Source organism: Sphaerisporangium sp. TRM90804 (assembly GCF_029846175.1).
GTDB lineage: Bacteria > Actinomycetota > Actinomycetes > Streptosporangiales > Streptosporangiaceae > Sphaerisporangium.
The window spans coordinates 222,482-247,851 of the sequence record NZ_JARWAC010000009.1 but is presented as its reverse complement, the minus strand read 5'-3'; the positions used below and the strand labels follow the sequence as shown (position 1 = coordinate 247,851).

The 25,370-nt window shown below is 75.1% G+C and carries 27 protein-coding genes; 6 read left to right on the top strand and 21 right to left on the bottom strand.

Annotated elements, in window-relative coordinates; all coding sequences use genetic code 11:
- Positions 1-101: 101 nt before the first annotated feature.
- Both PYR91_RS11880 and PYR91_RS11875 read left to right on the top strand, forming a co-directional pair.
- Complete coding sequence (locus PYR91_RS11880) at positions 102-1,334, top strand: acyl-CoA dehydrogenase family protein (RefSeq protein ID WP_279779661.1); 1,233 nt, start codon at positions 102-104, stop codon at positions 1,332-1,334.
- Positions 1,331-2,245, top strand: coding sequence for an SDR family NAD(P)-dependent oxidoreductase (locus PYR91_RS11875; RefSeq protein WP_279779660.1), 915 nt, complete (start codon positions 1,331-1,333; stop codon positions 2,243-2,245). The genes PYR91_RS11880 and PYR91_RS11875 overlap by 4 nt, the downstream gene beginning before the upstream one ends.
- A 193-nt stretch (positions 2,246-2,438) precedes the next feature.
- On the opposite strand, the gene PYR91_RS11870 is transcribed toward PYR91_RS11875, so the two are convergent.
- From PYR91_RS11870 to PYR91_RS11845, 6 genes are all read right to left on the bottom strand, one after another.
- A complete protein-coding gene (locus PYR91_RS11870; RefSeq protein ID WP_279779658.1) occupies positions 2,439-3,008 on the bottom strand; it encodes a TetR/AcrR family transcriptional regulator in 570 nt (189 codons plus the stop codon).
- 22 nt (positions 3,009-3,030) lie between these two features.
- Positions 3,031-4,044, bottom strand: coding sequence for a MerR family transcriptional regulator (locus PYR91_RS11865; RefSeq protein ID WP_279779657.1), 1,014 nt, complete (start codon positions 4,042-4,044; stop codon positions 3,031-3,033).
- Between the two features lie 81 nt (positions 4,045-4,125).
- On the bottom strand, positions 4,126-4,905 hold the full coding sequence (locus PYR91_RS11860; RefSeq protein WP_279779656.1) for an ABC transporter permease: 780 nt from the start codon (positions 4,903-4,905) through the stop codon (positions 4,126-4,128).
- The gene (locus PYR91_RS11855) at positions 4,902-5,621 is read right to left on the bottom strand and encodes an ATP-binding cassette domain-containing protein (RefSeq protein WP_279779655.1); all 720 of its coding nucleotides are present in this window, start codon (positions 5,619-5,621) and stop codon (positions 4,902-4,904) included. Before PYR91_RS11855 ends, PYR91_RS11860 begins: the two co-directional genes overlap by 4 nt.
- 72 nt (positions 5,622-5,693) lie before the next feature.
- A complete protein-coding gene (locus tag PYR91_RS11850) occupies positions 5,694-6,701 on the bottom strand; it encodes a hydroxyacid dehydrogenase (protein ID WP_279779654.1) in 1,008 nt (335 codons plus the stop codon).
- A 277-nt stretch (positions 6,702-6,978) separates the two neighbouring features.
- Entirely contained in the window at positions 6,979-8,118 is a 1,140-nt protein-coding gene (locus PYR91_RS11845) for an NAD(P)/FAD-dependent oxidoreductase (protein WP_279779653.1), read from the bottom strand.
- Positions 8,119-8,258: 140 nt separating this feature from the next.
- Between PYR91_RS11845 and PYR91_RS11840 the strand changes: the two genes are divergently transcribed.
- Together PYR91_RS11840 and PYR91_RS11835 are read left to right on the top strand one after the other, a co-directional pair.
- Complete coding sequence (locus PYR91_RS11840) at positions 8,259-8,816, top strand: helix-turn-helix domain-containing protein (protein ID WP_279779652.1); 558 nt, start codon at positions 8,259-8,261, stop codon at positions 8,814-8,816.
- Positions 8,809-9,672, top strand: a complete 864-nt coding sequence (locus PYR91_RS11835) for an SRPBCC family protein (protein WP_279779651.1) — start codon at positions 8,809-8,811, stop codon at positions 9,670-9,672. Before PYR91_RS11840 ends, PYR91_RS11835 begins: the two co-directional genes overlap by 8 nt.
- A gap of 58 nt (positions 9,673-9,730) precedes the next feature.
- Here PYR91_RS11835 and PYR91_RS11830 read toward each other — a convergent pair whose 3' ends face one another.
- Both PYR91_RS11830 and PYR91_RS11825 read right to left on the bottom strand, forming a co-directional pair.
- Positions 9,731-10,573 (bottom strand): M23 family metallopeptidase, encoded by an 843-nt coding sequence (locus PYR91_RS11830; RefSeq protein ID WP_279779650.1) that lies wholly within the window; start codon positions 10,571-10,573, stop codon positions 9,731-9,733.
- Positions 10,574-10,614: 41 nt separating this feature from the next.
- Positions 10,615-11,118, bottom strand: coding sequence for a helix-turn-helix domain-containing protein (locus PYR91_RS11825; protein WP_279779649.1), 504 nt, complete (start codon positions 11,116-11,118; stop codon positions 10,615-10,617).
- A 125-nt stretch (positions 11,119-11,243) separates the two neighbouring features.
- On the opposite strand from PYR91_RS11825, the gene sigJ reads away from it, so the two are divergent.
- Positions 11,244-12,119, top strand: coding sequence for an RNA polymerase sigma factor SigJ (gene sigJ / locus PYR91_RS11820; protein ID WP_279779648.1), 876 nt, complete (start codon positions 11,244-11,246; stop codon positions 12,117-12,119).
- 118 nt (positions 12,120-12,237) lie between these two features.
- Here the strand turns inward: sigJ and PYR91_RS11815 are convergent, their stop codons facing one another.
- On the bottom strand, positions 12,238-12,591 hold the full coding sequence (locus PYR91_RS11815) for a VOC family protein (RefSeq protein ID WP_279779647.1): 354 nt from the start codon (positions 12,589-12,591) through the stop codon (positions 12,238-12,240).
- Between the two features lie 167 nt (positions 12,592-12,758).
- Between PYR91_RS11815 and PYR91_RS11810 the strand changes: the two genes are divergently transcribed.
- Complete coding sequence (locus PYR91_RS11810; RefSeq protein WP_279779646.1) at positions 12,759-12,911, top strand: hypothetical protein; 153 nt, start codon at positions 12,759-12,761, stop codon at positions 12,909-12,911.
- Between the two features lie 67 nt (positions 12,912-12,978).
- Here the strand turns inward: PYR91_RS11810 and PYR91_RS11805 are convergent, their stop codons facing one another.
- The 12 genes from PYR91_RS11805 to mdcA all read right to left on the bottom strand — a co-directional run bounded on the left by PYR91_RS11805 (position 12,979) and on the right by mdcA (position 25,359).
- Positions 12,979-14,391 (bottom strand): sulfatase-like hydrolase/transferase, encoded by a 1,413-nt coding sequence (locus tag PYR91_RS11805; RefSeq protein WP_279779645.1) that lies wholly within the window; start codon positions 14,389-14,391, stop codon positions 12,979-12,981.
- A gap of 92 nt (positions 14,392-14,483) precedes the next feature.
- Positions 14,484-15,278: an SDR family oxidoreductase gene (locus PYR91_RS11800; RefSeq protein WP_279779643.1), complete on the bottom strand. Its 795-nt coding sequence runs from the start codon at positions 15,276-15,278 to the stop codon at positions 14,484-14,486.
- A 107-nt stretch (positions 15,279-15,385) separates the two neighbouring features.
- Positions 15,386-16,639, bottom strand: a complete 1,254-nt coding sequence (locus tag PYR91_RS11795; protein WP_279779642.1) for a hypothetical protein — start codon at positions 16,637-16,639, stop codon at positions 15,386-15,388.
- A gap of 172 nt (positions 16,640-16,811) precedes the next feature.
- Positions 16,812-18,047: a cytochrome P450 gene (locus PYR91_RS11790; RefSeq protein WP_279779641.1), complete on the bottom strand. Its 1,236-nt coding sequence runs from the start codon at positions 18,045-18,047 to the stop codon at positions 16,812-16,814.
- A gap of 93 nt (positions 18,048-18,140) precedes the next feature.
- Positions 18,141-19,148, bottom strand: coding sequence for an alpha/beta hydrolase (locus PYR91_RS11785; protein ID WP_279779640.1), 1,008 nt, complete (start codon positions 19,146-19,148; stop codon positions 18,141-18,143).
- Positions 19,145-20,110 carry an acyltransferase domain-containing protein gene (locus PYR91_RS11780; protein ID WP_279779639.1) on the bottom strand — a complete coding sequence of 322 codons (966 nt, stop codon included), beginning with the start codon at positions 20,108-20,110 and terminating at the stop codon, positions 19,145-19,147. The genes PYR91_RS11785 and PYR91_RS11780 overlap by 4 nt, the downstream gene beginning before the upstream one ends.
- Complete coding sequence (locus tag PYR91_RS11775) at positions 20,107-20,850, bottom strand: phosphoribosyl-dephospho-CoA transferase MdcG domain-containing protein (protein ID WP_279779638.1); 744 nt, start codon at positions 20,848-20,850, stop codon at positions 20,107-20,109. The genes PYR91_RS11780 and PYR91_RS11775 overlap by 4 nt, the downstream gene beginning before the upstream one ends.
- Positions 20,841-21,647 (bottom strand): biotin-independent malonate decarboxylase subunit gamma, encoded by an 807-nt coding sequence (mdcE, locus tag PYR91_RS11770; RefSeq protein ID WP_279779636.1) that lies wholly within the window; start codon positions 21,645-21,647, stop codon positions 20,841-20,843. Before mdcE ends, PYR91_RS11775 begins: the two co-directional genes overlap by 10 nt.
- Positions 21,644-22,531, bottom strand: a complete 888-nt coding sequence (locus tag PYR91_RS11765; protein ID WP_279779634.1) for a biotin-independent malonate decarboxylase subunit beta — start codon at positions 22,529-22,531, stop codon at positions 21,644-21,646. Before PYR91_RS11765 ends, mdcE begins: the two co-directional genes overlap by 4 nt.
- Complete coding sequence (locus PYR91_RS11760; protein ID WP_279779924.1) at positions 22,528-22,812, bottom strand: malonate decarboxylase subunit delta; 285 nt, start codon at positions 22,810-22,812, stop codon at positions 22,528-22,530. Before PYR91_RS11760 ends, PYR91_RS11765 begins: the two co-directional genes overlap by 4 nt.
- Positions 22,725-23,699: a triphosphoribosyl-dephospho-CoA synthase gene (locus PYR91_RS11755; protein WP_279779633.1), complete on the bottom strand. Its 975-nt coding sequence runs from the start codon at positions 23,697-23,699 to the stop codon at positions 22,725-22,727. Before PYR91_RS11755 ends, PYR91_RS11760 begins: the two co-directional genes overlap by 88 nt.
- A gap of 7 nt (positions 23,700-23,706) precedes the next feature.
- On the bottom strand, positions 23,707-25,359 hold the full coding sequence (gene mdcA / locus PYR91_RS11750; protein ID WP_279779632.1) for a malonate decarboxylase subunit alpha: 1,653 nt from the start codon (positions 25,357-25,359) through the stop codon (positions 23,707-23,709).
- Between the last annotated feature and the right edge of the window lie 11 nt (positions 25,360-25,370).

Here is a 25,370-nt window from a genome sequence, read left to right as displayed (position 1 = left end):
TAATCAAGCAGTTGCCTTAAATGGTCCCAGCGGAACGGCGGCCGGCCCGCCGGCCCGCGGCCTTCCGAGGCGCCGCCGCCGGCCGCAGGCAAGGGGAACGCATGGCCATCGACTTCACCCTCGCCCCCGAGCACGAGGAGATCCGCGGCCGCGTCCGCGAGTTCATCCGCGACACCGTCGTCCCCGCGGTCGACGGCCTGGGAGACGAGCGCACCGCCGACCGCGACGCCTACCTGCGGCTCATCTTCGGGCTGCGCGGCAAGGCCAGGGCGCGGGGCCTGTGGCTGCCGCACATGCCCGAGGAGTGGGGCGGCATGGGCCTGGGCCACGTCGCGCTGGCCATGGTGCAGTCGGAGGCCGCCAAGACCCGGCTCGGCCCGTGGATCCTCAACTGCTCGGCGCCCGACGAGGGCAACATGCACACCCTGCTGCACTGGGGGACCGACGAGCAGAAGGAGCGCTATCTGCGCCCGCTGCTCGAAGGCACCCGCATGTCGTGCTTCGCCATGACCGAGCCCGAGGTCGCCGGGTCCGACCCCACGCTCATCCGCACCACGGCCGTCCAGGACGGCGACGAGTGGGTGATCAACGGCCACAAGTGGTTCATCTCCAACGCGCGCCGAGCCGGGTTCGCCATCCTCATCGCCCGCACCGAGCCCGACCTGCCCGAGGGCTCGCGCGGCGCCAACACCGCCTTCCTCGTCGACCTTCCCCAGCGGGGCTGGGACGACGTGCGCGAGGTCGAGACCATGCACGGCTCCACCGGCCACAGCGAGATCGTCATCACCGACCTGCGGGTCGCCGGCTCCCAGATCCTCGGCGGGCGGGGCAACGGCCACCGCCTGGGCCAGCACCGCCTGGGCCCGGCCCGCCTGGCCCACTGCATGCGGTGGATCTCCCAGGCCGAGACCGCGCTGGACATGATGGTCGACCGCGCGCTCAACCGGCGCAGCCACGGCTCGGCGCTCGCCGACAAGCAGGGCGTCCAGTGGCTCATCGCCGACTCGGCCATGGAGCTCTACCAGTGCAAGCTGATGGTCCTGCACGCCGCCTCCAAGATTGACAAGGGCGAGGACTTCCGCACCGAGGTGTCCATGGCCAAGCACTTCGTGGCCAACTCCCTCAATCGCATCGTCGACCGCGCGATCCAGGTGCACGGCGCCCTTGGCTACTCCACCGACACCCCCCTGGCCTCGATGTTCCAGCACGCCCGCTGGGCGCGCCTCGCCGACGGCGCCGACGAGATCCACCAGATGCGCATCGCCGAGCGTACGATCGCGGCGTACCGGGCCACGGGGTCCACCAACGCCGCCACCGGAGGGCTGCCACTGTGACGACCAGCGACGACGACGGCACGCCGCCCTCCCGCCCCGGGCACGGCGCGCCCGAGGGCGCGGCGGCGGGCGGCCCGGCGTCCGGGCCGTGGTCCACCGGGGAGACCGGCGGGCTGCTCAGCGGCATGCCCCATGCCCAAGGCTTCCAGGCCGCCAACGTGGTGCGGGGCGACCGGCTGCACGACAAGGTCGCGCTGATCACCGGGGGTGCCAACGGCATCGGCGCGGCGGTCGCGCGCCGGCTGGCCGGCGGGGGAGCCCGGGTCGTCATCGCCGACGTCGACGACGCCGCCGCCGAGAAGCTGGCCGCCGAGGTCGGCGGCGCTCACGTGCACTGCGACGTGACCCGCCCGGAGGACAGCCGAAGGGCCGTCGCCGTCGCCGTCGAGCGCTACGGGCGGCTCGACCTGGCGTTCCTCAACGCCGGCGTCAGCTCCGGCTGCGGGCTGGGCGCCGACTTCGACCTGGACCGCTACCGGCTGGCGATGGGCGTCAACCTCGACGGCGTGGTGTTCGGCGCGCACGCCGCGATCCCCGCGCTGATGGCCGCCGGGGGAGGCACGATCGTGGCCACCTCCAGCATGGCCGGCCTCGTCGGCATCCCCGGCGACCCGATCTACGCCGCCAACAAGCACGCGGTCGTCGGGCTGGTGCGCTCGCTCGGCGAGGCCCTGCGCCCCTCCGGCGTCAAGGTGCAGGGCCTGTGCCCGTCGTTCGCCGACACCGGCATCCTGGGCGAGGGCCGCGCCGTGCTGGAGGAGATGGGGTTCCCGATCCTGGAGGTCTCGGCGGTGGCCGACGCCTTCATGCGGCTGCTCGACAGCGAGGAGACCGGCGAGTGCTGGTTCGTCGTCCCCGGCCGCGAACCCCAGCCCTTCCTCTTCCGCCGCGCCCCAGGCCCGCGCGCCTGAACCACACGGGAAGCCCGCCGTGCCCCCGGCCCGCACGCTTGAAGCACGCGGGGGAGCCGCCGCGACCCGGCCCCGCGCACCTGACTCACGCGGGGGGCGGCGGGCTGCCGTCACCTCGCCCGCGGGCAGGCGCGCCGTGCCTCCCCGGGGCGGGGGGTGCGCCTGCCGGCGGCCGTGCGGCGCCGGGCGAGGGTCACAGCAGCGCGATGATCGCCCCGACGGCGCGGTCGAGGGGGGCCGGGGTGGCGGTCACCTTGGACAGCACCCGCAGGCCGGCAATGGTGCTGAGCAGCATGCTCGCCACGGCCGCCGCGTCCACGTCGCGGCGCAGCTCTCCCGAGCGCTGCCCCTCCTCGATCATGGTGCGCAGCACGAGCTCCTCGCGGTCGAACATGCGGCGCACCAGGCGGACCGCCTCGTCGCTACCCGGCAGCTCCACGGCCGTGTTGACCGCCAGGCAGCCGCGCCGCGCCGCGTAGTCGGCCCGCACCAGGCCCTCCAGCGCGGCCCCCAGCCGCTCCTTGACCGAGCCGGGGCGCTCCAGCATCTCGGCCAGCTCGGCGTCGATCCGCTCGTTGTAGCGGCGCAGCGCCCGGGCGAACAGCTCGTGCTTGCTGCCGAAGGCGTTGTAGAGGCTGCCCTTGCCGATTCCCAGCTCGTCCAGCAGATCCTGTGGCGAGGTGGCCCCGTACCCCTGGCGCCAGAACACCTGCATCGCCTGCTCGACGGCGGCGTCCGGGTCGAACCCCTTCGGTCTGCCCATGATCCGGACTGTACCCGGTTCTTTACCCAGGGGTCGGTAATTCGGGGCAGCGAGCGCGAAGCGCCGCCGCGATCCACGCGTAGAGCGCGGGACCGTCCTCGCCGGTGTCCGGCGGGGTTCCGTTGATCACGGCCACCAGGGACAGGTACCTGCCGTGGGTGGCGTCGTACCGGGCCTCCTCCCGCGCGTCCTGCCGTTGGAGCCGCTCGACGAGCAGGAAGGCCGTGGCCAGCCGCTCACGCGACTCGGCCGTGGCCCGCCCGCCGAAGGCCTCGGCGGACGCGGTCGCCAGGCGATCGACCAGCTCCCGTGCCCGTGCGGAGTCCGCGGGCAGCCCGGAACGGTGCGCCTCCACGACCTCCTGCCCGATCCGCGCCCCCCGCTGGTGGATGAAGTCCCACACCGGCGCGGCGGCCACGCGCCGTCCCGGGAACGTGCCGTAGACGTCCTGCAGATACGAGCGGACCGCGCGGCGGAACTCCTCGCCTCCTACCAGGTCGGCCAGCTCGATCCAGGCTTCGAGCTGGGTGGCGGCCGGGTCCTCCGGCAGGCGCGGTCGCATCGTCCGCAACCGGTCGACGAAGCCGGGGGGCACGTCGAGGCCTTCGCCGACCTCGTTCCAGAAGTCGTCGACGAGCCGCTCGCGCTCCTCGTCGGGCATCGAGACGAGTCTGCGCATCAGGGCCGCCTGCGCGGCCGTGCCCCCCTGCTTGACGAGGGTCCTCAGCACGGCCCGTCTGGCCCGCAGGTCGCGCTCCTGACGCTCGACGAGCTCCAGGTGCGTCGTGAGCAGATCATGCAGTGAGGTCTCGCCGTCGAGCAGCCGGCGGATGTCCTCCAGGCCGGCGTCCAGGTCGCGAAGGGTGCGGATGAGTTCCAGCCGGGCGATGGCGCGCAGGTCGTACCGCCGGTGACCGGTCTCGGTCACCCGTGCGGGGGCGATGATCCCGGCGTCGGAGTAGAACCGGACGGCGCTCACACTCAGACCGGTCCGGCGCGCCACGTCCCCGATCGGGTACAGGTCCTTGTCGTCCATACCGCCACTATGGGATCTCGAGCGGCTTGAGATTCAAGCCCCCGCCCACCGCCCTCGTGGACACGGGAGCGCCCGGCCGGCTCAGGCGTCGCGGCGGTGGAGGGCGGCCGCCCCCGCGGCCACCGCGACGGCCCCGTAGCCCACGAGCACGGCCAGCGCCCCCACCGGCGAGAGCATGCCCTCGCCCAGCCGCATGGACAGCTCCTGGCCCGCGATCTGCCGCACCAGGTCGGCCGGAAGCAGCGACGCGGCCCGGGTGCTCCACGGCGCGGGCACGAAGGTCACCATGATCGGCAGCACGAACAGCACGGCGGCCACCGCGACGACGCCGCCGACGGTGGACCGGGTGACCGTGCCCACCCCCAGCCCGATCAGCGCCAGCACCGTGACCGACACCGCCGAGCCCAGCAGCAGCGGCAGATCGCCGCCGAGCGAACCGGTGTTGAAGTCCATGGCGCGGTCGCCGGCGACCAGCCGGCCGACCGCGTACGTGGCGAACAGGATCGCCAGCGCCGCGGTCAGCGTCACGCCCGCCACCACGCCCGCCTTGGCCAGCAGCAGCACGCCGCGCCGCGGGACGGCGGCCAGGCTCGTCCGGATCATGCCGGTGGCGTACTCGGGGGTGATCGCCAGCACCCCCAGCACCGCCAGGCTGACCTGTAGCAGCGGCAGGAAGCCCACCTCGGGCGCGGTGGCGCGGAAGGCGGCACGCCCCGCCGGGTCCCGCCCGTCCCAGACGGTGCCGGCGTAGTACACGTAGACGCCCGCGAGCACCACCGTCAGGGCCGCAGCCGACAGGGTGTAGGTCGTGGAGCGGACCGAGCGCAGCTTCAGCCACTCCGAGGACAGCACGCCCCTCATCCGCCCGCCCCGAACTCCACGCTGCCGGCGGTCAACGCCAGGTAGGCGTCCTCCAGCGACGGGTAGCGACCGGTCAGCTCCGCCACCGTGGTGTCGGCGACCAGCCGGCCCCGGCCGACGATGACGATGCGGTCGGCGGTGAGCTGCATCTCGCTCATCAGGTGGCTGGACAGCAGCACCGTCCTGCCCTCGGCGGCCAGCGAGCGCATCAGCCCGCGGATCCACCGCACCCCGTCGGGGTCCAGCCCGTTGACCGGCTCGTCGAACATCAGCACGCCGGGGTCGCCGAGCAGCGCGGCGGCGATGCCCAGCCGCTGCTTCATGCCCAGCGAGAATCCGCCGACCTCCTTGCGCGCCACCCCGGCCAGCCCGGCCAGCTCCAGCACCTCGGCGACCCGCATCGGGCCGATGTCGTTGGTACGGGCCAGGCACAGCAGGTGGTCGTACGCGCTGCGCCCGCCGTGCACCGCGTTGGCGTCCAGCAGCGCGCCCACCTTGGTCATCGGCCTGCTCAGCGTCGCGTAGCGCCGCCCGCCGACCAGCGCCTCGCCGGAGGTGGGCGCGTCCAGGCCCAGGATGACGCGCATCGTGGTGGACTTGCCCGCGCCGTTCGGGCCGAGGAAGCCGGTCACCAGGCCCGGCTCCACCCGGAAGGACAGCCCGTCGACGGCCAGGGTGCCGCCGTAGCGTTTGGTCAGCTCTCTCACTTCGATCATGCCACGACTGTGGGGGACGGTCCCCGCCCGGCGCATCAGCCCGGGGTCTGACCCACCACGGGATGAGGCGCGTCAGGCCAGCAGGGCCGTCCGCTCGCGGGTGACCTCGTGCGTGAGCGGGGCGCCGGCCGTCCAGCGTTCCAGCTCGTCTGCCACCAGGTGGCCCAGGCGGGCGCGCTCGCGGCCCATGCTCCCGGCGACGTGCGGGGTCACCACGGCGTTGGGCAGCGTCAGCAGCGGTGAGCCGGCCGCCACCGGCTCGGGGTGGGTGACGTCCAGCACCGCCATCAGGTCGGGCCGCTCGCGCAGCACCTCCACCAGGGACGGCTCGTCCACCAGCCCGCCGCGAGCGGTGTTGAGCAGGGTGGCGTACGGCCGCATGAGGCGCAGCAGGGGGCCGTCCACCAGGCCCGTCGTGGCGGGCAGCAGCGGGGCGTGCAGGCTCACCACCTCGCCGCGCGCGAACAGCTCCTCCAGCCCGACCAGCTCGACGCCCAGCGCGCGGGCGTCCCGCTCGGCGGCGTAGGGGTCGTGCGCCAGCACCCGCACGCCGTGCGCGCGCAGGCGCGCCGCGACCATCCGACCGATCGCCCCCAGGCTCAGCAGCCCCACCTCCGCGTCCAGCACGCCGCCCAGGTGCGGGCCGGGCGGGACCGGCGCGCGGGCCTCGCGCGCGGCCAGCACGAGCCGCCAGCCGTGCTTGAGCGCGTACACCACCTGTGCCACGGTGAACTCCGCCACCGGCACCGCGTTCGCCGCGGCGGCCGACACGACCCGCACGCCCCGCTCCCACAGCTCGTCGGTGACGATCGGGCGCACCGACCCGGCGGCGTGCGCCACCAGCCGCAGGCCCGGCGCCGCCTCCAGCAGAGCCCCGCCGAGCGGGGGAGCGCCCCACCCGGTGCACAGCACCTCCACCCCCGCCAGCAGCGAGTGGTCGGCGAGCACGCGGGCCGGGTCGGGGTCGGCGCCGTCCACGCGGGCCGCGGCGGCGATGCGCCGCCGCACCGGCGGCGGGTAGACCTCGTCGAACGGCTCGGGGGACATGAGGAACCGCGCGAGCGGGGGCTGCGATGACAAGGGACCATCCGGGTGGCGAGAGCGGCGGGAGGGTGACGGGCGGGAAGGGGCCGGGGTGACCGGACGGGTCGTGCGGCGACGGCCCGGCCGTCGGAGGAGGGTACCGCCCCGCCCTCGGAAAGCGCTTACCTAAGCCGCTACCACCATCCACCGCCTCCCCGCCATCCGTCAATGCCGGACATGGACGTCCCGCGAGGCCGGAGCCGACCGGCGGACGGCGGTGACCCGCGGGCCGGACGAGGAGCGCGCGTGCCGGCCCAGGCCCGTGGCGAGCCGGTCAGCCGGCGCGCAGCATCCAGCGGCGGGCGACGGCCCAGGCCAGGGGGAGCGGGACGGTGCCGGCGCCCAGGCCGACCTCCACCAGCATGTCGAAGACGCCCGGGCGCCGGGCGGCGGTGGCGATCGCCGCGTCGATGAAGCCGGGGGACTGTGAGGCGCGCGCGAGCACGTCGGTGGTGCGCAGGTGCCGGCCCAGCGCGCCGCGCAGCCCGCGCCGGTAGGCGCGCAGCGGGTCGGCCGGCTCCTGGACGGCCGCCTCGCCCGCGAGTCGTCCCGACAGCAGCGCGTAGTAGATGCCCTCGCCGGTGAGCGGGTTGATCAGCCCGGCGGCGTCGCCGGCCAGCAGCACCCGCCCGGCGCCCGGCCTGGGCCGTCCCGGTGACAGCGGCAGGTGGTGGGCGCGCAGGTCGCGGGCGGGCAGGTGCGGCAGGAGCGCGGCGAGCCGGCCGTGCAGCACCTGGCGGCCGGGCAGGCCGGTGGCGCGCAGGCGGGGCAGCAGCATCCCGAAGCCGACGTTGGCGGTGCCGTCGCCGATCGGGAACGACCACGCGTAGGCGGGCCATCCGTCCTTCTGCATGGCGATGAGCTGGACGTCGTCCTCGGCGGGCACGTCGGCGTAGCCGCGGACGGCGATGGCGGTGTGTCGTTCGGGGCTGCCGGGCACGCCGATCAGGCGCCGCATCGCCGAGTTGGCGCCGTCGGCGGCGATGACGGCCCGCGCGGCGATCTCGCCGTCGAGCACCACGTGGTCGCCGCGCGCCGTGAGGGCGCGCACCTGGTGGCGGCGCACCTCGACGCCCCGGGCGCGGGCGGCGTCGACCAGCCGGGCGTCCAGCACGGCGCGGGGGACGACGTGGTTGGGGCGGGCGACGGTCGCGAGGACGCGGGCGCCGCCGGGGGAGACCACCTCCAGCCGCCGGGTCGGCCGGTAGTCGGCCAGCAGGTCGGGCAGGCCGAGCAGCGCCAGCTCCTCGCGCCCGTGGGCGGCGACGCCGTCGCCGCAGGCCTTGTCGCGGGGGAAGTCCGCCTTGTCCAGCAGCAGCACCCGCGCGCCGGGGTGAAGCTGCCGGGCGCGCAACGCCGCCGCGGAGCCCGCGGGCCCGCCTCCGACCACCACCAGATCCCACAGCTCGTCCATCCCGGTGAGCCTGCCACACCGCGGCCCGCCGCGAACCGCACCCCTCCGGGGCTCGCGGCGTCGGACGCCGGCTCTCGTGGCGGACGGCTCCGGCGCACCCATTGACAAGAGAAGTTTTTACGTACAAAATTGATTTTGCGATGAGAGACATCCTGTACCTGGAGCACATCGAGCAGGCCGAGGCGCTGCTCAAGCCGCAGCGCATCGAGGTGCTGCGGCAACTGGCCGAGCCGCGCACGTGCGGCGAGGTCGCCGCCGCGCTCGGCCAGACCCCGCAGCGGGTCTACTACCACGTCAAGCGCCTGGTCGACGCGGGGCTGGTCGAGCAGGTGTCCGAGCGCAAGGTGCGCGGCATCCACGAGGGCATCTACCAGGCCGGGGCCCGTTCCTACTGGCTGTCACCCGGCCTGGTCGGCCACATCGGCCTGCGCAAGGTGCAGGACGAGCTGAGCCTGGGCCACCTGCTCAACCTGATGGAGGAGGTGCAGGCGGACGTCGCCGCGCTCGACCGCGCGGCCCCCGAGCTGCCGTCGATCGGCGTCTCGGGCGAGATCCGGGTGCCGGCGGACCGCCGGCAGGACTTCCTGAACGACCTGCAGAGCACCCTGCAAGACCTCTTCACCCGCTACGGCGGCGCCGACGGCGACGCGTTCAAGCTGGCCGTCGCCTGTTACCCCAAAGGGAGAACCCATGAGTGAGCCCATGATCCTGCGTGCCCGCCTCCAGGCCCCGGTCAAGGAGGTGCGCCACGCCCTGTCCGACCCCGAGGCCATGCGCGTGTGGCTGGCCGAGCACGCCGAGGCCGACGCCGAGCGGTATGTGTTCTGGGGCCGCTACACCCCCGAGGGCGACGCGCCCCACCAGCGGCTGCTGCACGCCGACGAGCGCACGCTGCGCTTCTCCTGGCTGCTCGGCGGCGAGGAGACCGTCACGGAGATCACCCTGGAGGAGGAGGGGCCCGAGACCGCCGTGCTGTCGCTCTCGCAGAGCCACTTCGACTTCCAGGACGCCGGCGCCTTCGGACAGCTCCAGACCTTCTGGGCGCTGACGATCGCCAACCTCGTCGACCACGTCGAAGGCCGCGAGGTCGGCCCCAAGTGCGACTACACCTCCCCGGAGATGCGCGTCGTGACGACGATCGACGCGCCGGTCCAGGAGGTCTACGACTCGCTGATCGACTCGCGCAAGGTGAGCGCGTGGTTCGGTTACCCCATCGAGATCGAGCCGCACGTCGGCGGGCGGTACGCCATGGGCGGCTTCGACGCCGACCCGAACCCCGCCAGGATCATCGACCTGGTTCCCGGCCGGTCGGCCACGACCGACTGGGGGGCGGGCGTGGGCGTCACCACCTGGGAGCTGGAGGGCTCGCAGGGCGGCACCCGGCTCACCTTCGTGCAAAGCGGCTTCGACACCGCCCACCCCCCGTACGGCGCGTGGAGCGGCTGGCTGAGCGGGCTGGCCGAGCTGCGCCGCTTCCACGAGCTGGCCGACTGGCGTCCGATCTGGATCGAGGACGCCGCCGGCCAGGCCGACGGCGCCCACGCGTGCGTCTAGGGACGACCGGCGCGTACGATGCCCGGCGCCGGAGAGATCCGGCGCCGGGCCGGCGTTTCTACGCCCGGGTGGGTTCCTCCGCCGAGAAGACCTCGCCGTTGGCCGGCACGCCGACCCCGCGCCAGCGGAACGGGAGGCCGTGCGCGGTGTCCAGGTCGGGGCCGTCCATGAGCTGGAAGTGGACGTGCGGCTCGGAGGAGTTGCCCGAGTCGCCGCAGGAGGCGAGCGTCTGGCCCGCGCGCACCCGCTCGCCCTCGCGGACGGTGATCGAGCCGCGCCGCAGGTGGGCGTACAGGGCGTGCACGCCGCCACCGAGGTCCAGCACGACGTGGTTGCCGACGATCCGGCCGGGGCCGCCCATGTCGCGGAACAGGCCCTCGACGATCAGGTAGAGCAGCGCCGGCCAGGAGTTGCGGCTGAGGTGGTCGCGGTAGCGGTCGACGACGCGCACGACGGTGGCGTCGGCCACGGCCAGGACCGGCGCGCCGAAGGCCGGGAAGTCGCCGTTGCGCCGGGCGAGCGGCCACCAGCCGAAGCGGGGGCGCGGCCGGTCCTCCGGCTCGGCCACGATGTCGATCGCGTAGGCCTGGCCGTAGGCGCGGGTGCCGTGGCTGGGCACCTTGTCGGCGGGGCTGTTGAGCGCCGACCAGCGGCCGGTGACCGGCGGGCCCACCTCGAGAGCCTCGGCCTCGGCGTCGCCGGCCCCGGCGCCGGCGCCGGGCGCGGGCTTGCGGTTCAGCCAGAGCTGCAGCGCGATCGCCACCCCCAGGGGGACCCAGCCCCACAGGGCCCCGTAGCCGAAGACGAAGCCGCCGGCGACCACCACGAAGAACGCGAACCAGCAGCCGCGGTACACGATCATGGCCAACTTGCGCAGGGACGTCTCGTCGTACTGGCGCATCGACATCTCCTCCTCTTCTCGGGTCGATGTGTCGAACAGGGTCAGGGGCGCGCGGTGGCCAGCGCCACCAGCAACGGCACCACCCGCGGGCCGGGAACGACGTAGCGGCCGCGGCCCGCGGCGCTCAGCCAGCCGGCCGCGGTGAGCTGGCGCAGGTGGTGGTAGATCTGGCCGGTGGTGCCCAGCCCTTCCAGGTCGGCCAGCTCGGCGGCGGTGCGGCGGCCGCCGATGATCTCCTGGAGCAGGCGCAGGCGCACCGGGTGACCGAGGGCGGCGAACGCGTCGGCGGCGTCGGCCCACTCCCCGTCCAGCAGCGCCTCGGCCGGCAGGCCGTACTGCCACTCGTACCGTTCGCCTGCCGGCAGGCGCACGGCGCCGGTGAACAGCACGCCGCCGTCGTCCGCCCCGTCCTCCCGGAGCTTCACCTTCAGCGCTTCCAGCGCCCAGAAGTCGGCCCGTGTGACGGTGGGCGCGGCCCGGCCTCCCGCCTCTTCGAGCGCGGCCATCCGGCGCTCCAGTTCGGCGACCCGCTCCGTCAGCTCCATGACTCCGATAATACGTAATTACGTAGACATTGAAAATCGCCCCGGTGCGCGTCCCGCTCTCGGGTCCCGGCGCGTGTGGGAGGGGGCGCGGGGAAGCGGCGGGGCCCGGTGGGAGAATTCGCGGCATGACCACCCGGCTGGAGGAGTTCACCGCGGCGCGTCCCCGGCTGCTCGGGCTGGCCTACCGCCTGCTCGGGGAGGCCTCCGAGGCCGAGGACGTGCTCCAGGACGCCTACCTGCGCTGGGAGCGGAGCGTGGAGGTGGCCGTGCCGGAGGCCTGGCTCACCAAGGTGGTCACCAACCTGTGCCTGAACCGGCTGACCTCGGCCCGCGCCCGCCGGGAGAGCTACGTGGGCGAGTGGCTGCCCGAGCCCGTCGTCACCGGCGGCGGCGCGCTCGGCCCGCTGGAGACCGCCGAGCAGCGAGACTCGCTGTCGTTCGGCGTGCTGGTGCTGCTGGAGCGGCTCACCCCGCCCGAGCGGGCGGCGTTCGTGCTGCGCGAGGCGTTCGGCCACAGCCACCGCGAGATCGCGGAGATCCTCGAGATCGGCGAGGCGCGCGCACGGCAGCTCTACCGGCGGGCGCGCGAGCACGTGGACGAGCCGCGCCGGCGGTTCACCGCGACGCCCCAGCGCGCCCGGGAGATCGTGGAGCGGTTCGTCGCCGCGGCGGGCGACGGCGACCTGGCCGGCCTCGAAAGGCTGCTCGCCGAGGACGTCGTCTCGTGGGCCGACGGCGGCGGCAAGGCCGCGGCCGCCCGGAACCCGGTGACCGGCCGGGTCAAGGTCGCGCGCCTGTTCGTCGGCCTGGCCCGGCACCCCCGGGCGGCGGGCGCCCGGTTCGCCGTCGCCTGGGTGAACGAGCAGCCCGCGGTGCTCGCCTGGGACGGGCCCGCGCTGAGCGCCGTGATCGTCCCCGAGTTCGACGGCGACCGCGTCGTCGCCCTGCGCACCGTCACCAACCCCGACAAGCTGGCCTACGCCGCCGCACACCTGTCGTGACGGCGCCCGCCCGGCGCTCGCGCGCGGGCCTCGCCGTCGCCTCGCCGTCGCCTCGCCGTCTCGGCGCCCGGCCTTCGAGCGCCGCGGCCGGCGCGGCCGGCGCGATCCCGCGGTGCGCCTAGGGGAGCGGCTCCAGGAACTCCAGGCGGTTGCCGTGCGGGTCCTCGCTGTAGAAGCGGCGCATGCCGGGGAAGTCGCCGTCGAAGATCACCGGGTGCCCGGCCTCCTCCAGCCGCCGGGCCCAGTCGTCCAGGTCGCGCACGAGAAGGCCGGGGTGCGCCTTGCGCGCCGGGCGGAAGTCGGCCTCCACGCCCAGGTGCAGCTCGACGCCGTGGCCGCGGAACCAGCACCCGCCGCGCGCGGCCAGGGCCGGCGGCTTGGGGATCTCGGCCAGGCCGAGCACGCCTTCGTAGAACCGGCGTGAACTCGTCTCGCTGCCGGGCGGGCAGGCCAGCTGGACGTGGTGCAGCATCGCGCTCCTCCAAAGTGTCTCGACCTCAAGATACTTTAGCCTCAGGCGGACGCCGTCCCGGCGGGAGGGCCGAGATCGCTCGCCTGCGCGGCGGCGCACGGCCTGGTCGGCGGCGACGGGCGGCGGGTCGCAGCGTCGGGCTGACCCAGCCGTTCTCGGCCGGGTCGATGGTCAGCCCGGGCGGCCCCGGCCTCACCCTCCTGGCCCACACCGCCGCCCCCGGCACCCCGAGCGCCGACTCCCCGCGCCTGCTGTCCCCCTGGGCCGCCACGCGGGACGACACGCGACAGCAGGATCACGACCGCTCCACCAGCGTCTGACCGGCGGCGCGGCCTCGGCCCGGCGCACCCTTCCGCCGTTCCGAGGCGTCCGGGCGCGGGGCGCGGCTCAAGACGGGTAGGGCAGGAGGGTCTTGTCGATCTCCTCCCATCGGGTGCGCAGCTCGGCCAGCAGCGCGGGGTCGCGGCGCGACAGGTCGGCCTGCTCGCGCTGGTCGCCGGCCAGGTTGTACAGCGCCTCGCCCGTGCCGCTGCGCAGGTACTTCCACTCGCCGCGGCGCAGCGCCCGCGCCGACTTCGTGCGCCAGAACAGGTCGCGCCGTGGCGGGCGCGCGCCCTCCAGCAGGTAGGGGAGGAGGCTGTGCCCGTCGAGCACGTGGCCGCCGGGCGGGCGGACGCCGGCGGCCTCCAGGATCGTCGCGGTCCAATCGTGCGTGACGACCGGCACGTGGCTGACCTGGCCGGGGCGGATCGCGGCGGGCCAGCGCAGGATGTTGGGCACCCGGATGCCGCCCTCGTTCAGGCTGCCCTTGGCGCCGCTCAGCGGCCACTGGTACGACCAGCGCTCGCCGCCGTTGTCGCTGCTGAACAGCACGATCGTGTCGCGCTCGCGGCCGGAGGCGCGCAGCGCGGCCAGCACCCTGCCGATCGCCGCGTCCAGGCTCCGCACCATCTCGCGGTAGGTGTCCAGCGAGCCGCCGTCACGGTGGTTGAGCGCGCCGGTGTCGCCGGCCTCGATCCGCGCGGTGATCTCCGCGCTCACCGCGCGGTCCCCGGGCGCCTCCCACGGCCAGTGCGGGGAGGTGAAGTTGAGGTTGAGCAGCCACGGCCCGTCGTGCTCGCCCCTGATGAAGTCGGCGGCCCGGCTCGCGATCGTGTCGGTGTAGTAGTCCAGCGACTCCACCGGCACCTCCCCCTCGTACAGGTCGGGGCCGTTGGAGGACACCTTGGAGTAGTAGTCGACGGCGCCGGACAGGTTGCCGAAGAAGACGTCCCACCCCGACTTCAGCGGGCTGTACCAAGGCAGGAAGCCGCAGTGCCACTTGCCGAACATGGCGGTGGCGTACCCGCCGGCCTTGAGCAGGGACGCCAGCGTGGGATGGCCGGGCGGGATGCCGACCAGCTCGTCCGGTCGCGCGATCGGCTCCTCCAGCCCGCCGCGCAGCCGCCCGGGGTAGCGGCCGGTGTAGAGCGCGAACCTGGTGGGTGAGCAGACCGCCGCCGCGGAGTAGGCCTGGGTGAAGCGCACGCCCTGCCCGGCCAGCCGGTCGAGGTTGGGGGTGCGGATGTCGGGTGACCCGTAGCTGCTCAGGTCGGCCCAGCCCAGGTCGTCGCCGAGGACGACCAGCACGTTGGGGCGGGCGGGACGGCCCCCGCGGCGGTCGGCGTGGAACTCCCGCTCGGCGGTCTCGGCGCTCGCCGTCCCGCCGGGAAGCGCCGCGCCCGCGGCCGCGCCGGCGGCCACCGCGCCCACGGTCGCGGCCATCCTGCGCCTGCTGATGCCCTGGCCGTCGCGATCCATGAACCCCTCATTCCATCGCAGAATGCACTAAACCCGTAGGAATAGTAGGGAATTATGTGGATCACGGCAATGGCGAGGGCGCTCCCGGGTGGCTAGGGGAGGATGGAGTCGACGTAGCCGCCGTCGACGCGCAGCGCGCCGCCGGTCGTCGCCGAGGCCTGCTCGGAGCTGAGGTACACGACCATGTTGGCGATCTCCTCGGGCTCGATCAGCCGTTGCAGCAGCGACTGCGGGCGGTACTCGCGCATGAACGCCCGCTGGGCCTCCTCCCAGGGCAGGTCGCGGTCGACCAGCTGGTAGACGAACTGCTCGACGCCCCCGGTGTGCGTGGGGCCGGCGATCACCGAGTTCACCGTGACCCCGGTGCCGGCCGCCGCCTTGGCGAAGCCCCGTCCCACCGACAGCAGGGCGGTCTTGGTCATGCCGTAGTGGATCATCTCGGCGGGGACGACGACGGCCGAGTCGCTGGCGATGTACTGGACGCGGCCCCAGCCCCGCTCGATCATGCCGGGCAGGTAGGACCGGGTGAGCCGCACCGCCGCCAGCACGTTGACCTCGAAGTAGCGCCGCCACTCATCGTCGCTGATCTCCAGGGCGGGCTCGGCCCCGAAGACGCCCAGGTTGTTGACGAGGATGTCGACCCGGGGCAGTGCCTCCAGGACCCGCGAGGTACCCTCCTCGCTCGAAAGGTCGCCGGCCGCGGGCACGACGTCGGCGCCGGGAACCTGCTCGCGCAGCCGCGACACGGCCCGCTCGACGCCCTCGGCGCCGCGCCCGTTCACCGCCACCCGCGCGCCCGAACGCGCCAGGCCCGCGGCGATGGCCGCCCCGATGCCCTGGGTGGAGCCGGTGACCAGCGCCGTCCGCCCGGTGAGATCCAGCCGCATGTGAGTGACTCCCCTTCGATGTGGAACCCCATCGTCCCGTACGCGGGCGGGCACGCCGGAACGGCCCGCCGGTGCGCTCGGCGGGCCGTCCGGTGATCAGGCCGCGGTCAGGACACGAGCAGGGCCGCCTCGAAGGCCAGCAGCACGTCCCAGACGCGGGGGAAGACGATGACCGGACCGCCGACCGCGCCACCGCAGTACACGCTGCCGCTGAAGGCGGACATGACGCCGTGCGCCTTCACGGCGTCCCAGTTGTTCGTGTAGGCGTACGCGAAGATCGGCCCGCCGCTGTCGCCCTTGGCGCCGGCGCAGTGGCCGTCGATGTGCTTGGCGCGGATCATGTGCTTCACGTACTGCCCGTTGGTGTAGGTGCCGCTCCAGCCGTAGTGCGTGACCTTGATGTAGCAGATCTCGCCGGTCTTGGACCCGGAGTTGCACACGTAGTTGCCGGGATAGGACTTGAACACGCCCACCACGCGGGCGCTGTAGCTGGAGTTGACGCCCCCGGTGAACATGCGCCCGTGGGTGTCGGCGTTGACGATGGCGGCGTCGCGGTTGGCGATCCGCCAGTTCAGCCGGCCCATGTAGTTGGCCGGGTCGGACGTGCCGCCGCCGTCGTAGAAGTCGTGCCACAGCTCCCCGCAGTGCGCGGCGGTGAGGAAGCCCTCGTATCCGTTGCGGTCGACGACGGGGAAGCCCGCCGTGCAGCCGCCGCCGGTGTTCCAGTTCTTCGTGCGGCCCCCGCCGTAGTAGCTCGGCACGTCGTTCTGGCGGTCGTACGCCGGCTCGGCCGCGTCGGCGCGCTCAAGGGTGATGGGCGCGGTCGCCCCGTCGGGCCGTCGCAGCTGGTCGGGGGTCGTGTCCCCCGAGACGACGGAGAGGTGCAGCCCGCTCCCGTCCGGCTGCGGTGCCGCCCCGGTCACCTGACCGGACGCCACCCACCTCTCGGCCTCCTGGGCCAGTTGGTCCTGCGCGTGGGCCGCGCTCAGCACGCGGACCGGGGCGCGCAGCCGCCCCTGTTCGACCGCGGTCTGCACGGCCGGGGGCACCTGTCCCCGCCAGTACAGCCGCACCTCGTGGTTCTCCGGGGCGACGACGAGCCCCCCGAAGCCCTGCGCCTTCTCGCCCGCCTCGGCGAGCTGGTCGGCGACCCCGTTGAGACGTTCCTGCTCGGCGAACAGGGCGTCCCAGGTCGCGAAGCCGGCCGGAGCCTGGCCTCGCGGACCCTCACCCGACGCCGGGGGCTTGCTCCCCGGATCGTCGAGGGACTGCGCTCCGGCCGGCCCCGTCCAGGGGACGAGCAGGAACGCGCACGCGGTGGCGGCGAGGGCCGCCATGCGTAACCGGACATGTGCTGGCATCGGTTCACCTCGTGGTCGACTGTCCGCGCCCGCCTTCGGACGCGGGCACGCTGGACGCGCACAGCCGACAGCACACCAGCGACCCGGCCGGCCGTCTCCGTACATGTGCACAGACGATGACGGCACTTACCACTTGACCGGCGCCGGCGGTGACCGGGTGATTCGCCCGGGGCTACAGGGTCACGGGAAGCGAGGTCAGCCGCCAGGTGCCCGGGTCGGGGGCGCGCAGCGCGGCGTCCGGGCCGAAGGCCGGGGCCAGGCCGGGGAAGCGGCGCAGCAACGCCGTCAGCGCCGCCTCGGTCTGCACGCGGGCCAGCGACGCGCCGAGACAGAAGTGCGCCCCGTGGCCGAGCCCCAGGTGGCTCGCCGTCCCGGCCGGGCGGGTGACGTCGAGCCGCTCGGGGTCGGTGAACACGCGCGGGTCGCGGTTGGCGGCGGCGACCGAGGCGGTGAAGGGTTCGCCCTCGCGCACCGTCGAGCCGTGCAGCTCGACGTCCTCGCGCGCGTAGCGGGGGATGGACAGCAGGATCGGGCCGCACCAGCGCGTCAGCTCCTCGACGGCGCGCGGCATGAGGGCGGGGTCGGCGCGCAGCGCGGCGAGCTGCGCCGGGTGCGCGAGCAGGGCCTCCACGGCGTTGGCGATCAGGTTGGCGGGGGTCTGACCCGCCAGCACCAGGTGCCAGACCAGCGTGACCAGCTCGGTGTCGCCGAGCCGGTCGCCGTCCCGCGCCTGGGCGCGGACGAGGTCGGAGATCAGGTCCTCGCCGGGCTCGTCGCGCCGGGCAGCCACCGCCGCCTTGGCGCCCTCCATGATGCCGGGGACGGCCTCGCCGAACCCCTGGCCCGAGCCGGACGCGACCGTGGCGCCGTACTCGCGCCACCGGGGGCGGTCGCGCTCTGGGACGCCCACCAGCTCGCAGATCACGTCCATCGGCAGCGGCCGGGCGAAGTGCCGCACCAGGTCGACCGCGCCGCCCTCGGCGTGGCCGGGAAGCTCGTCCAGCAGCTTCTCGACGAGCGGCTCGACCCGTGGCCGGAAGCCGGCGGCGCGCCGCGCGGTGAACGCGGGCCACACCAGCCCGCGCTGCCGCGCGTGCTCGGCCCCCTCCATCTCCGACATGGTGCGCATGTAGGGCCGGTACCGCTCCGGAACGGACGGCGGGGTGAAGCTCGCCCCGCTCAGCTCGAACCGGGGATCGGCGAGCATCGCCCTGGCCCCTTCGTGCCGGGTGAGCACCCACATCGCGCCCTGCCCCGGCGCCGCCAGCCGCGCGATCGGCGACCGCTCCCGCGCCCGCCCGTAGGCGCCGAACGGGTCGCGCACCACCTCCTGGTCGGACAGGTCGATCTCCGGGACGCCGTCGGCGTCCCGCCCGGCCTGGGCCACGGGCCGCTCCGCTCTACTCAAATGATCCTAACATCGGGATGTTCACAGTATCCAGATCATGCGGCACGCGGCAATTCGGGGGAGAGAGACACGCTTCTTTGACGCCGGTCGGGTCTAGCGGACCGAGCAGATCGCCGAGCCGATCACCGTCGTCACCGCGTCCGGATGCGAGATCAGGGTCAGGTGCGAGCCGCCGGGGAACTCGGTGACCGTCGATCGCGCCCGTCGGGCCATGGACAGCTCGGCGGCACGGGTGATGATCCGGTCGCCGGTGCTGACGAAGTACCACGAGGGGATCGTCTTCCACGCGGCGGCCCGCGAGGGCGTGGTGAACGCGGCGGCCGAGGCGGCCCGCTGCGTGGCCCACAGCCGGACGGCGGTCTCCCGGGGCAGGTCCGAGGCGAACGAGCGGACGAAGACCTCCTGCTTGAGGTACAGGTCGTCGGCTCCGGCGGGCGCTCCCGGGGAGGGCACCGTGTCGTACAGGGACCCCGGGTCCCCGCCGAGGGCGGAGCCGGGGCCGCTGAGCCCGCCGGTGGTCTCCCCGACGTCGGGCGCCGCCGCGTCGACGTACACCAGCGCCTTGACGTTCGGGACGCCCGCGGCGGCGTTGGTGATCACCGAGCCGCCGTAGGAGTGGCCGGCCAGCACGATCGGGCCGGGAACGGTCTTCAGGAAGGCGGCGACCGAGGCCGCGTCGGCGGTCAGGCCGCGCAGCGGGTTCGCTATGGCCCGCGCGACGTAGCCCGCGCGCCGCAGGGAGGCGACCTCGCCGTCCCAGCTCGACGTGCCGGCCCAGGCGCCGTGCACCAGGACGACCGTGGGCTTGACGCGGGCCGGCGACGGGCAGGGCGACGGCGGGCTCGCGAGGGCGGACGAGGCGCGCGCCGTCGCGGCCGTCGCGGCAGGGGCGCCGGTCGTCGAGGCCGCCGTCGCGACGGCCACCGCGATCGCCGTCGCGGACGTGACCAGCGTGCGGCGGCGCCGAAGGCGCGCGGGCCGTGTCCAGGCCCGCGGGCGGTGCCCGCCGCGTGCTGGTGGCGTCCCGGCCAGCGGGCGGGGCCCGCCTCGCGCCGCCGTCGTGTCGCCGGGCTTCCAGGGGCGTTCGGCTTCTCCGCTCATCGGCCGGCTCCTCGTGTGTCGCGGGATGGGTGGACGGATCCGGGACGGGCGCGGCGGACGAGCAGTGCCGCGTCGGCGAGGGCGGTGTCGGCCAGGGCGACCACCCGGGCGCGGGGGTGGGCGGCCCGGGCGAACCGGGCCAGGACGTCTCCGGGAGGCGTCTGGACGAACAGGGTCGTGCCCAGCTCGCCGAGCAGCGCGGTGACGTCGCGCCATCGCACCGTGGCGGCGACGCCGTCGGCGAGGTCGTCCAGGACGGCGCCGGCGTCGCGCAGCAGGCGGCCCGTGGCGTCGCCCACGTACGGCACGGTGAGCCGGCGCCGGGGGATCGCGGCCAGGTGGTCGGCCATGGCCCCGGCCACGCGGTCGAGCAGCGGGCAGTGGGACGGGACGCCGACCTCCAGGCGCTGGACGCGACGGGCGCCGGCCTCGGCGGCCGCCGAGGTGAGGCGCTCCAGGGCACGGACGGTGCCGGCGACCACGACCTGCTGGTCGGTGTCGACGACGGCCACGTAGGCCGGGTCGCCGGCGGTGCTGATCGACGCGACCACACGCCGGGCCATGGGCACGCTCAGCCCGAGGACGGCGGCCATGCCGTACCCCCGGGGGTAGGCGTCACGCATCAGCTCGCCGCGACGGCGCACGGCCACAAGCGCCTCGGCGAAGGTCAGGGCCCCGGCGGCGACGGCGGCGGGGAACGCCCCCGCCGAGTGCCCGGCCACGGCGTCCGGGACGGCGCCCTCGCCGGCCAGGGCGCGGGTCGCGGCGACCCCGGCGACGCAGAGCGCGACTTGCGCGGTGACGGTGGACGTCAGCTCCCGCGCCGTGTCCCGCCGCGACGAACCGGGCAGGACGTGTTCGGCCTCGGCGAGGGTGGCGGTGACGGCGGGGTGGACGGGCAGGTCGTGCAGCATCCCGGGCCGCTGAGTGCCCTGGCCGGGGTACAGGAACGCGACGTTCACGCCGGGGCCCAGGGGTCGTCCACCAGCTCCGGGCCGTGGTCGGTGCGGACCATGACGGGGCCGCTGGGACGAGCCCACTCTACCAGCCCGACCCCGCCGCGCGGGGTCTCCAACTGGCAGTCCACCCGGCACGGCAGGGCGGCGAAGGCGGCGGCCAGCCGGGCGGCCCGGGGCCGCTCCAGCCTGCGCGGCGCCCGGATCAGCAGATCCAGGTCACTACCGGGGTGGGTGGCCGGCCACCCGGCCGCCAACTCGAAACCGACGCCACCGGTCGGCCCCCAGCGGGCGCCCCCGTCCAACTCCAAGCCGGTGCTGCCGGTCGGGCCCCAGCGGGCGTCGCCGTCCAGACGGAGGCCGACGCTGCCGGTCGGGCACCGGCCGGGGTCGCCGTTCAGCTCGGAGTCGGTGCTGCCGGTCGGGTCCCAGCGGGCGCCCCCGTCCAGCAGGCGGGCGACGGCGGTGAGCGTGGCGGCGAGATGGGGGAGCCTTGGCCGCCGATTCCTCAGCGCCTCGGGCGGCACCGTCCGGGTGACCTCGGAGGCGGGGACCAGGGCGGCGTGGCGCTGCCGGCGCTCGGGGCCGCGCACGCCGACCGGGATGAGGCCGGGCGGGTGCGGCGCCCGCCGTACGACCCCCCAGGGGCAGGCGGCCAGCGCCTCGGCGGCCCAGGCCGGCGGCGTGCCGTCGAGCGCGGCGGCGGTGAGCCGCAGCAGGTCGTGCGGGCGGGCGGTCAGCGCCATTGGGCGGTCAGCGCTTCGCGGACGCGGCGCGAGGCTCCCCGGGTCTGCGACGCGCCGGGCGAGGTGAGGCGGTTGCCCAGGTCGCGCGGGCCGCGCCGGGCGCGCCCGACGGCGGCGGCCAGCGCGTCCTTCGCCTTGCGGACGTCCTCACCGGTCGGGCTGCCGGCGTTCTGGACGCGCAGCAGCTCGTCGCACAGGCCGAGCTTCGCCCAGTCGGCGACGTCGTAGGACAGCGGGGGGATGCGCCGCGCCAGCTCGTCGAGCTCCGCGACGGTCCGCAGGGTCACCCTCGCGGCGGCCTCCTTGTGCATCGCGTGGATGACCACGCCGGGGTCGTCGAGCGCCACGATCTGGTTCGCCTGCAGCCCGTGCGCGAGCAGCCCGCCCGACAGCGCCGTCCCCACGACGAAGGTGATCACCGGGTGCCCGGCGGTGCGGGCGCGGGCGTAGGCGTCCACGGCGGCCGCCAGGGCGTCGTGCAGGCCGAGCAGCTCCTCGACGCGCCCGTACGCCTGGCTGGGCAGGTCGACGACGGCGACGATCGGCCGGCGGGCCTCGCGGGCCAGGGGCGTGTCCTCGGTGACGACCTCGGTCACCGCCTCGGCGAGCGCGAGCCCCTCGCGCAGGCCGACCTCGCCCTCGCGGGCCCGGTGGTAGGGGCTGCGCGGGTCCGGCACGACGGCGATCAGGCGGGCGGCGTCGCCGTCCAGCGCGGCGTCCGCCGTGATCACGGACGGGACCGCGGCGCGCACGCCGCCGTCGGCGAGCGCCTGGGTCCAGGACTGGCCCCGGCTCATCGCACGTCCCCCGGCGGCGGCTTCCGCGCCCAGACGGCCGCGAGCGCGGCCGGCTCCGGCGGGTCGCCGGGGTCGACGGCCTCCAGCCGGGCCCGCAGCTCGCCGATCCGCCGGGAGCGGTGCTCGGCGGGCACGCCGCCCGCCGTGGCTTCCAGCACGGCCGACCGGATGGCGGCGACGTCGTCCAGGACGAGCGTGTCGGCCAGGCCGGTCCGGGTGCGCTGCGTGCCGCCGTCGACCGCCCAGATCAGCGTGTGGTCGGAGGCGTCGAACTCGGCGACGCCGGCCTCGGACTCGATCACCTCGGGGCCGTCGAGCCCGAGACGGCTCTCCGCGGTCATGATCAGCCGGGTGCACAGCCCGGCGGCGATGCTCATCCCGCCGAAACAGCCCAGGGCCCCGGCGATGACGCCGATGACGGGCTGCAGGGCGCGCAGCTCCAGCAGCGCCGAGCAGACCTCCGCGACCGTGGCCAGGCCCAGGTTGGCCTCCTGCAGGCGTACGCCGCCGGTCTCCAGCAGCAGGACCGCGACGGTCGGCGTGCCGTCGCGGCTGTCGCGGGCGGCCAGCGACAGCGCGGTGGCGATCTTCACGCCCGAGACCTCCCCGATGCCGCCGCCCTGGAAGGCCTGCTCGATGCCGATCACGACGGCCGGCCGTCCGCCGAGCTCGCCCTTGACCACCACCACGCCGTCGTCGGACGCCGGGACGACACCCTGGGGCTCCAGCCAGGGCGACTCGATGCGGTCGAAGGGGCCGCACAGCTCACGGGCGGTGCCTGCGTCCAGCAGCGCGGTGGCGCGCGCCCGGGCGTCCAATTCGATGAAGCTCGCACGGGCGAGCATCGCGGCCCAGCCGGTGGGCGGGGTCGGCGCGGACGTCATGCCCGGCTCTCCTCGACGGCCTGCCGCAGGCGCAGCGTGACGACCCCGGGCGTCGCCCCGGAGTCGTTGAGCTCGAAGCCGCCGGCGACCCGGTGGCGGGCGAAGAACCGCTCCAGCACGGTCCGCCACACCCTGTCGAACCCGTCGACGCTCGTGCGCACGCGAACGCGGGCGGTTCCGGCCTGTCCCGGGGTCACCAGGATCTCCAGGTCGCCCGATCCGACGACCCCGACGTGCGCCCGCCGCCCGGCGGGCCGGTCGGCGGGGAACTCGTACTCCATCGTCTGCACGTGAGCACCTCCGGTTCCGCGTGGCAACGGCGCCCCGGCCACGGCACCGTGTCGAGGAAGAGCGCGGCGGCCAGCAGGTCGCCGCTCCCGCCCGGCGAGAGCCGCCGCTCGCGCAGCAGCCGGTCCAGCCCGAGCAGGGCGGCGAGGCCGCGGGCCGTGCCGGCGCCCCCCTCGGCCAGGACACGCCCGGCGCCGCGCCGCACCGTGCTCAGCCCTTCGGGGCCGCCGCGGTGCAGGAGGCAGGTGTCGTCCAGCAGGCTCATCACCTCCAGCAACGCGTCCAGCCGGGCCGCCTCCCCGGTGAGCCCGGCCGCGCGGGCCCGGCGCAACCGCGGCAGCGCGACCTCCACGACGTGCGGGAAGGCGGCCTCGGCCTCGCCTCGGGCGCCGCGCACCCGGTGCAGGCGCCGCACCCGCTCGCCGTGGGAGAGCGCCGCCGGCGCGAGCCGGTCGGGAAGGGCGGCGAGCCCGGCCGCGCGGCGGGCGGCCTCCCGCTCGTCGCGGGCGCACGCGGCGCCGGCGACCAGCAGCCCGAGCGCCCACAGCGCCCCGCGGTGGGTGTTCACCCCTCGTGTCGCCCGCAGCATGGCGCGCTCGCCCGCGCGGCCGAGCCGGCCGACCTCCTCGCGGAGCTCGACCCCTGCGGGCGTCCGCCGCGCCGCCTCCGCGACCGCGCGGAACGTGCGGCGCAGCGCCTCGGCGGAGGCCAGGAGCAGCGGCAGATCCATGTCGTCGTGCGCGCCGCCGCCGCGGCGGTCGACCAGGCCGGGCTTGGGGCTCAGCCGGGCCTCCTCGCCGAGCGCGCGGACCGCCAGGTCGGCGAGCAGGGCGGGGGACGGCGCCGCCGTCCGCGCCGTCGCGGGACCGTCGTCGATCATCGGCCGGTCACCACGTCCGGAACCGGGCCGGCGGGTCGTAGAGGCCTTGGGACCAGGCGACGAGGTCTTCGACGCTGCGGGCCGCCAGCAGGGGGCGGCCGGCCCTGCGGACGTCGACGCCGAGGTCCTCGGGCAGGGCGACCAGGCCGTCGCGGCGCAGCGCCTCGACGCGCCGTTCGTCCACGCCGCGGCCGACCGGGGTGGCGCCGGCGACGGCGCTCACCGCCTCGCGCCGCTCGGCCAGGCTGGTGGCCTTGTAGAGGTAGGCCACCCCCTCCTCGGTGACCACGTGGCTGACGTCGTCGCCGTAGATCATGATCGGCGGGACCGGCATGCCGGCGTCCCGGCCCACCTGGACGGCGTCCAGCGACTCCACGAACGCCGGGACGCCGCCGGCGCGGAAGGTCTGCGTGATCTGCGCGACGAGCTTGCGTCCCCGCAGCGCGGGGGCCTCGCCGGTCAGCAGGCTCAGCCAGGCGGGGGAGGCGTGCCTGCGGCCGTGCGGGTCGTGTCCCATGTTGGGCGCTCCGCCGAACCCGGCCAGGCGGCCCTCGGTCACCGTGGAGGAGTTCGCGCAGGCGTCGATCTGCAGCGAGGACCCGATGAACAGGTCCACGGCGTACTGGCCCGCGAGCTGGCACAGCACGCGGTTGGAGCGCAGCGAGCCGTCGCGGCCGGTGAAGAACACGTCCGGGCGCGCGGCGACGTAGCGCTCGGTGCCGGGTTCGCCGCCGAAGCAGTGCACCGAGGTGACCCAGCCGCTCTCGATGGCGGGGATGAGCGTCGGGTGCGGGTTGAGCGTCCAGTGCTTGCAGATCTTCCCGCGCAGGCCGAGCTCCTCGCCGTAGGTGGGCAGGATGAGCTCGATCGCCGCGGTGTCGTACCCGATGCCGTGGTTGAGCGTGGTCACCTCGTGCCGCTCGTAGACGCCGCGCAGCGCCAGCATGGCCATGAGGACCTCCACCTGGCCGATGCGGCGGGGGTCGCGGGTGAACAGCGGCTCCAGCGCGAACGGCCGGGGGCTCGGCACGACCAGGTCGACCCAGTCGCCGGGGATGTCGACCCGGGGGACGTGGTCCACCAGTTCGTTGACCTGCACCACCACCACGCCGTCGTGGAACGCCGCCGCCTCGGCGATGGTCGGGGTGTCCTCGGTGCCCGGGCCGGTGTAGAGGTTGGCCTGGCGGTCGGCCTGCTCGGCGCACAGCAGCACGACGTCGGGGATGAGGTCGACGAACATCCGCGCGTACAGCTCGACGTAGGTGTGGATGGCCCCGACCTCGACCTTGCCGTCGTCCAGCAGCTGCGCCATGCGCACGCTCTGCGGGCCGGCGTAGGAGAAGTCCAGACGGCGGGCCACGCCCCGCTCGAAGACGTCCAGGTGCTCGCGCAGGCTGATCGAGGAGATCAGCAGGTGCAGGTCGTGGACCACGCCCGGGTCGCAGCCGGCCAGCGCCTCGGCGAGGAAGTCGGCCTGTTTCTGGTTGTCGCCCTCCAGGGCCACCCGGTCACCCGGGCGCAGCAGCGCGTGCAGCGCGTCGCCGATCCGCCCGGCGTCCAGCACCCGCCCCGTGGTGAAGGGCCGCACCGCCTCCAGCCGCTCGCGCTTCGCGGCCCGCCGCCGTGACCAGTCCCGGGTGACCGCCCGGTTGAGCGCCATCCCCTGCCCCC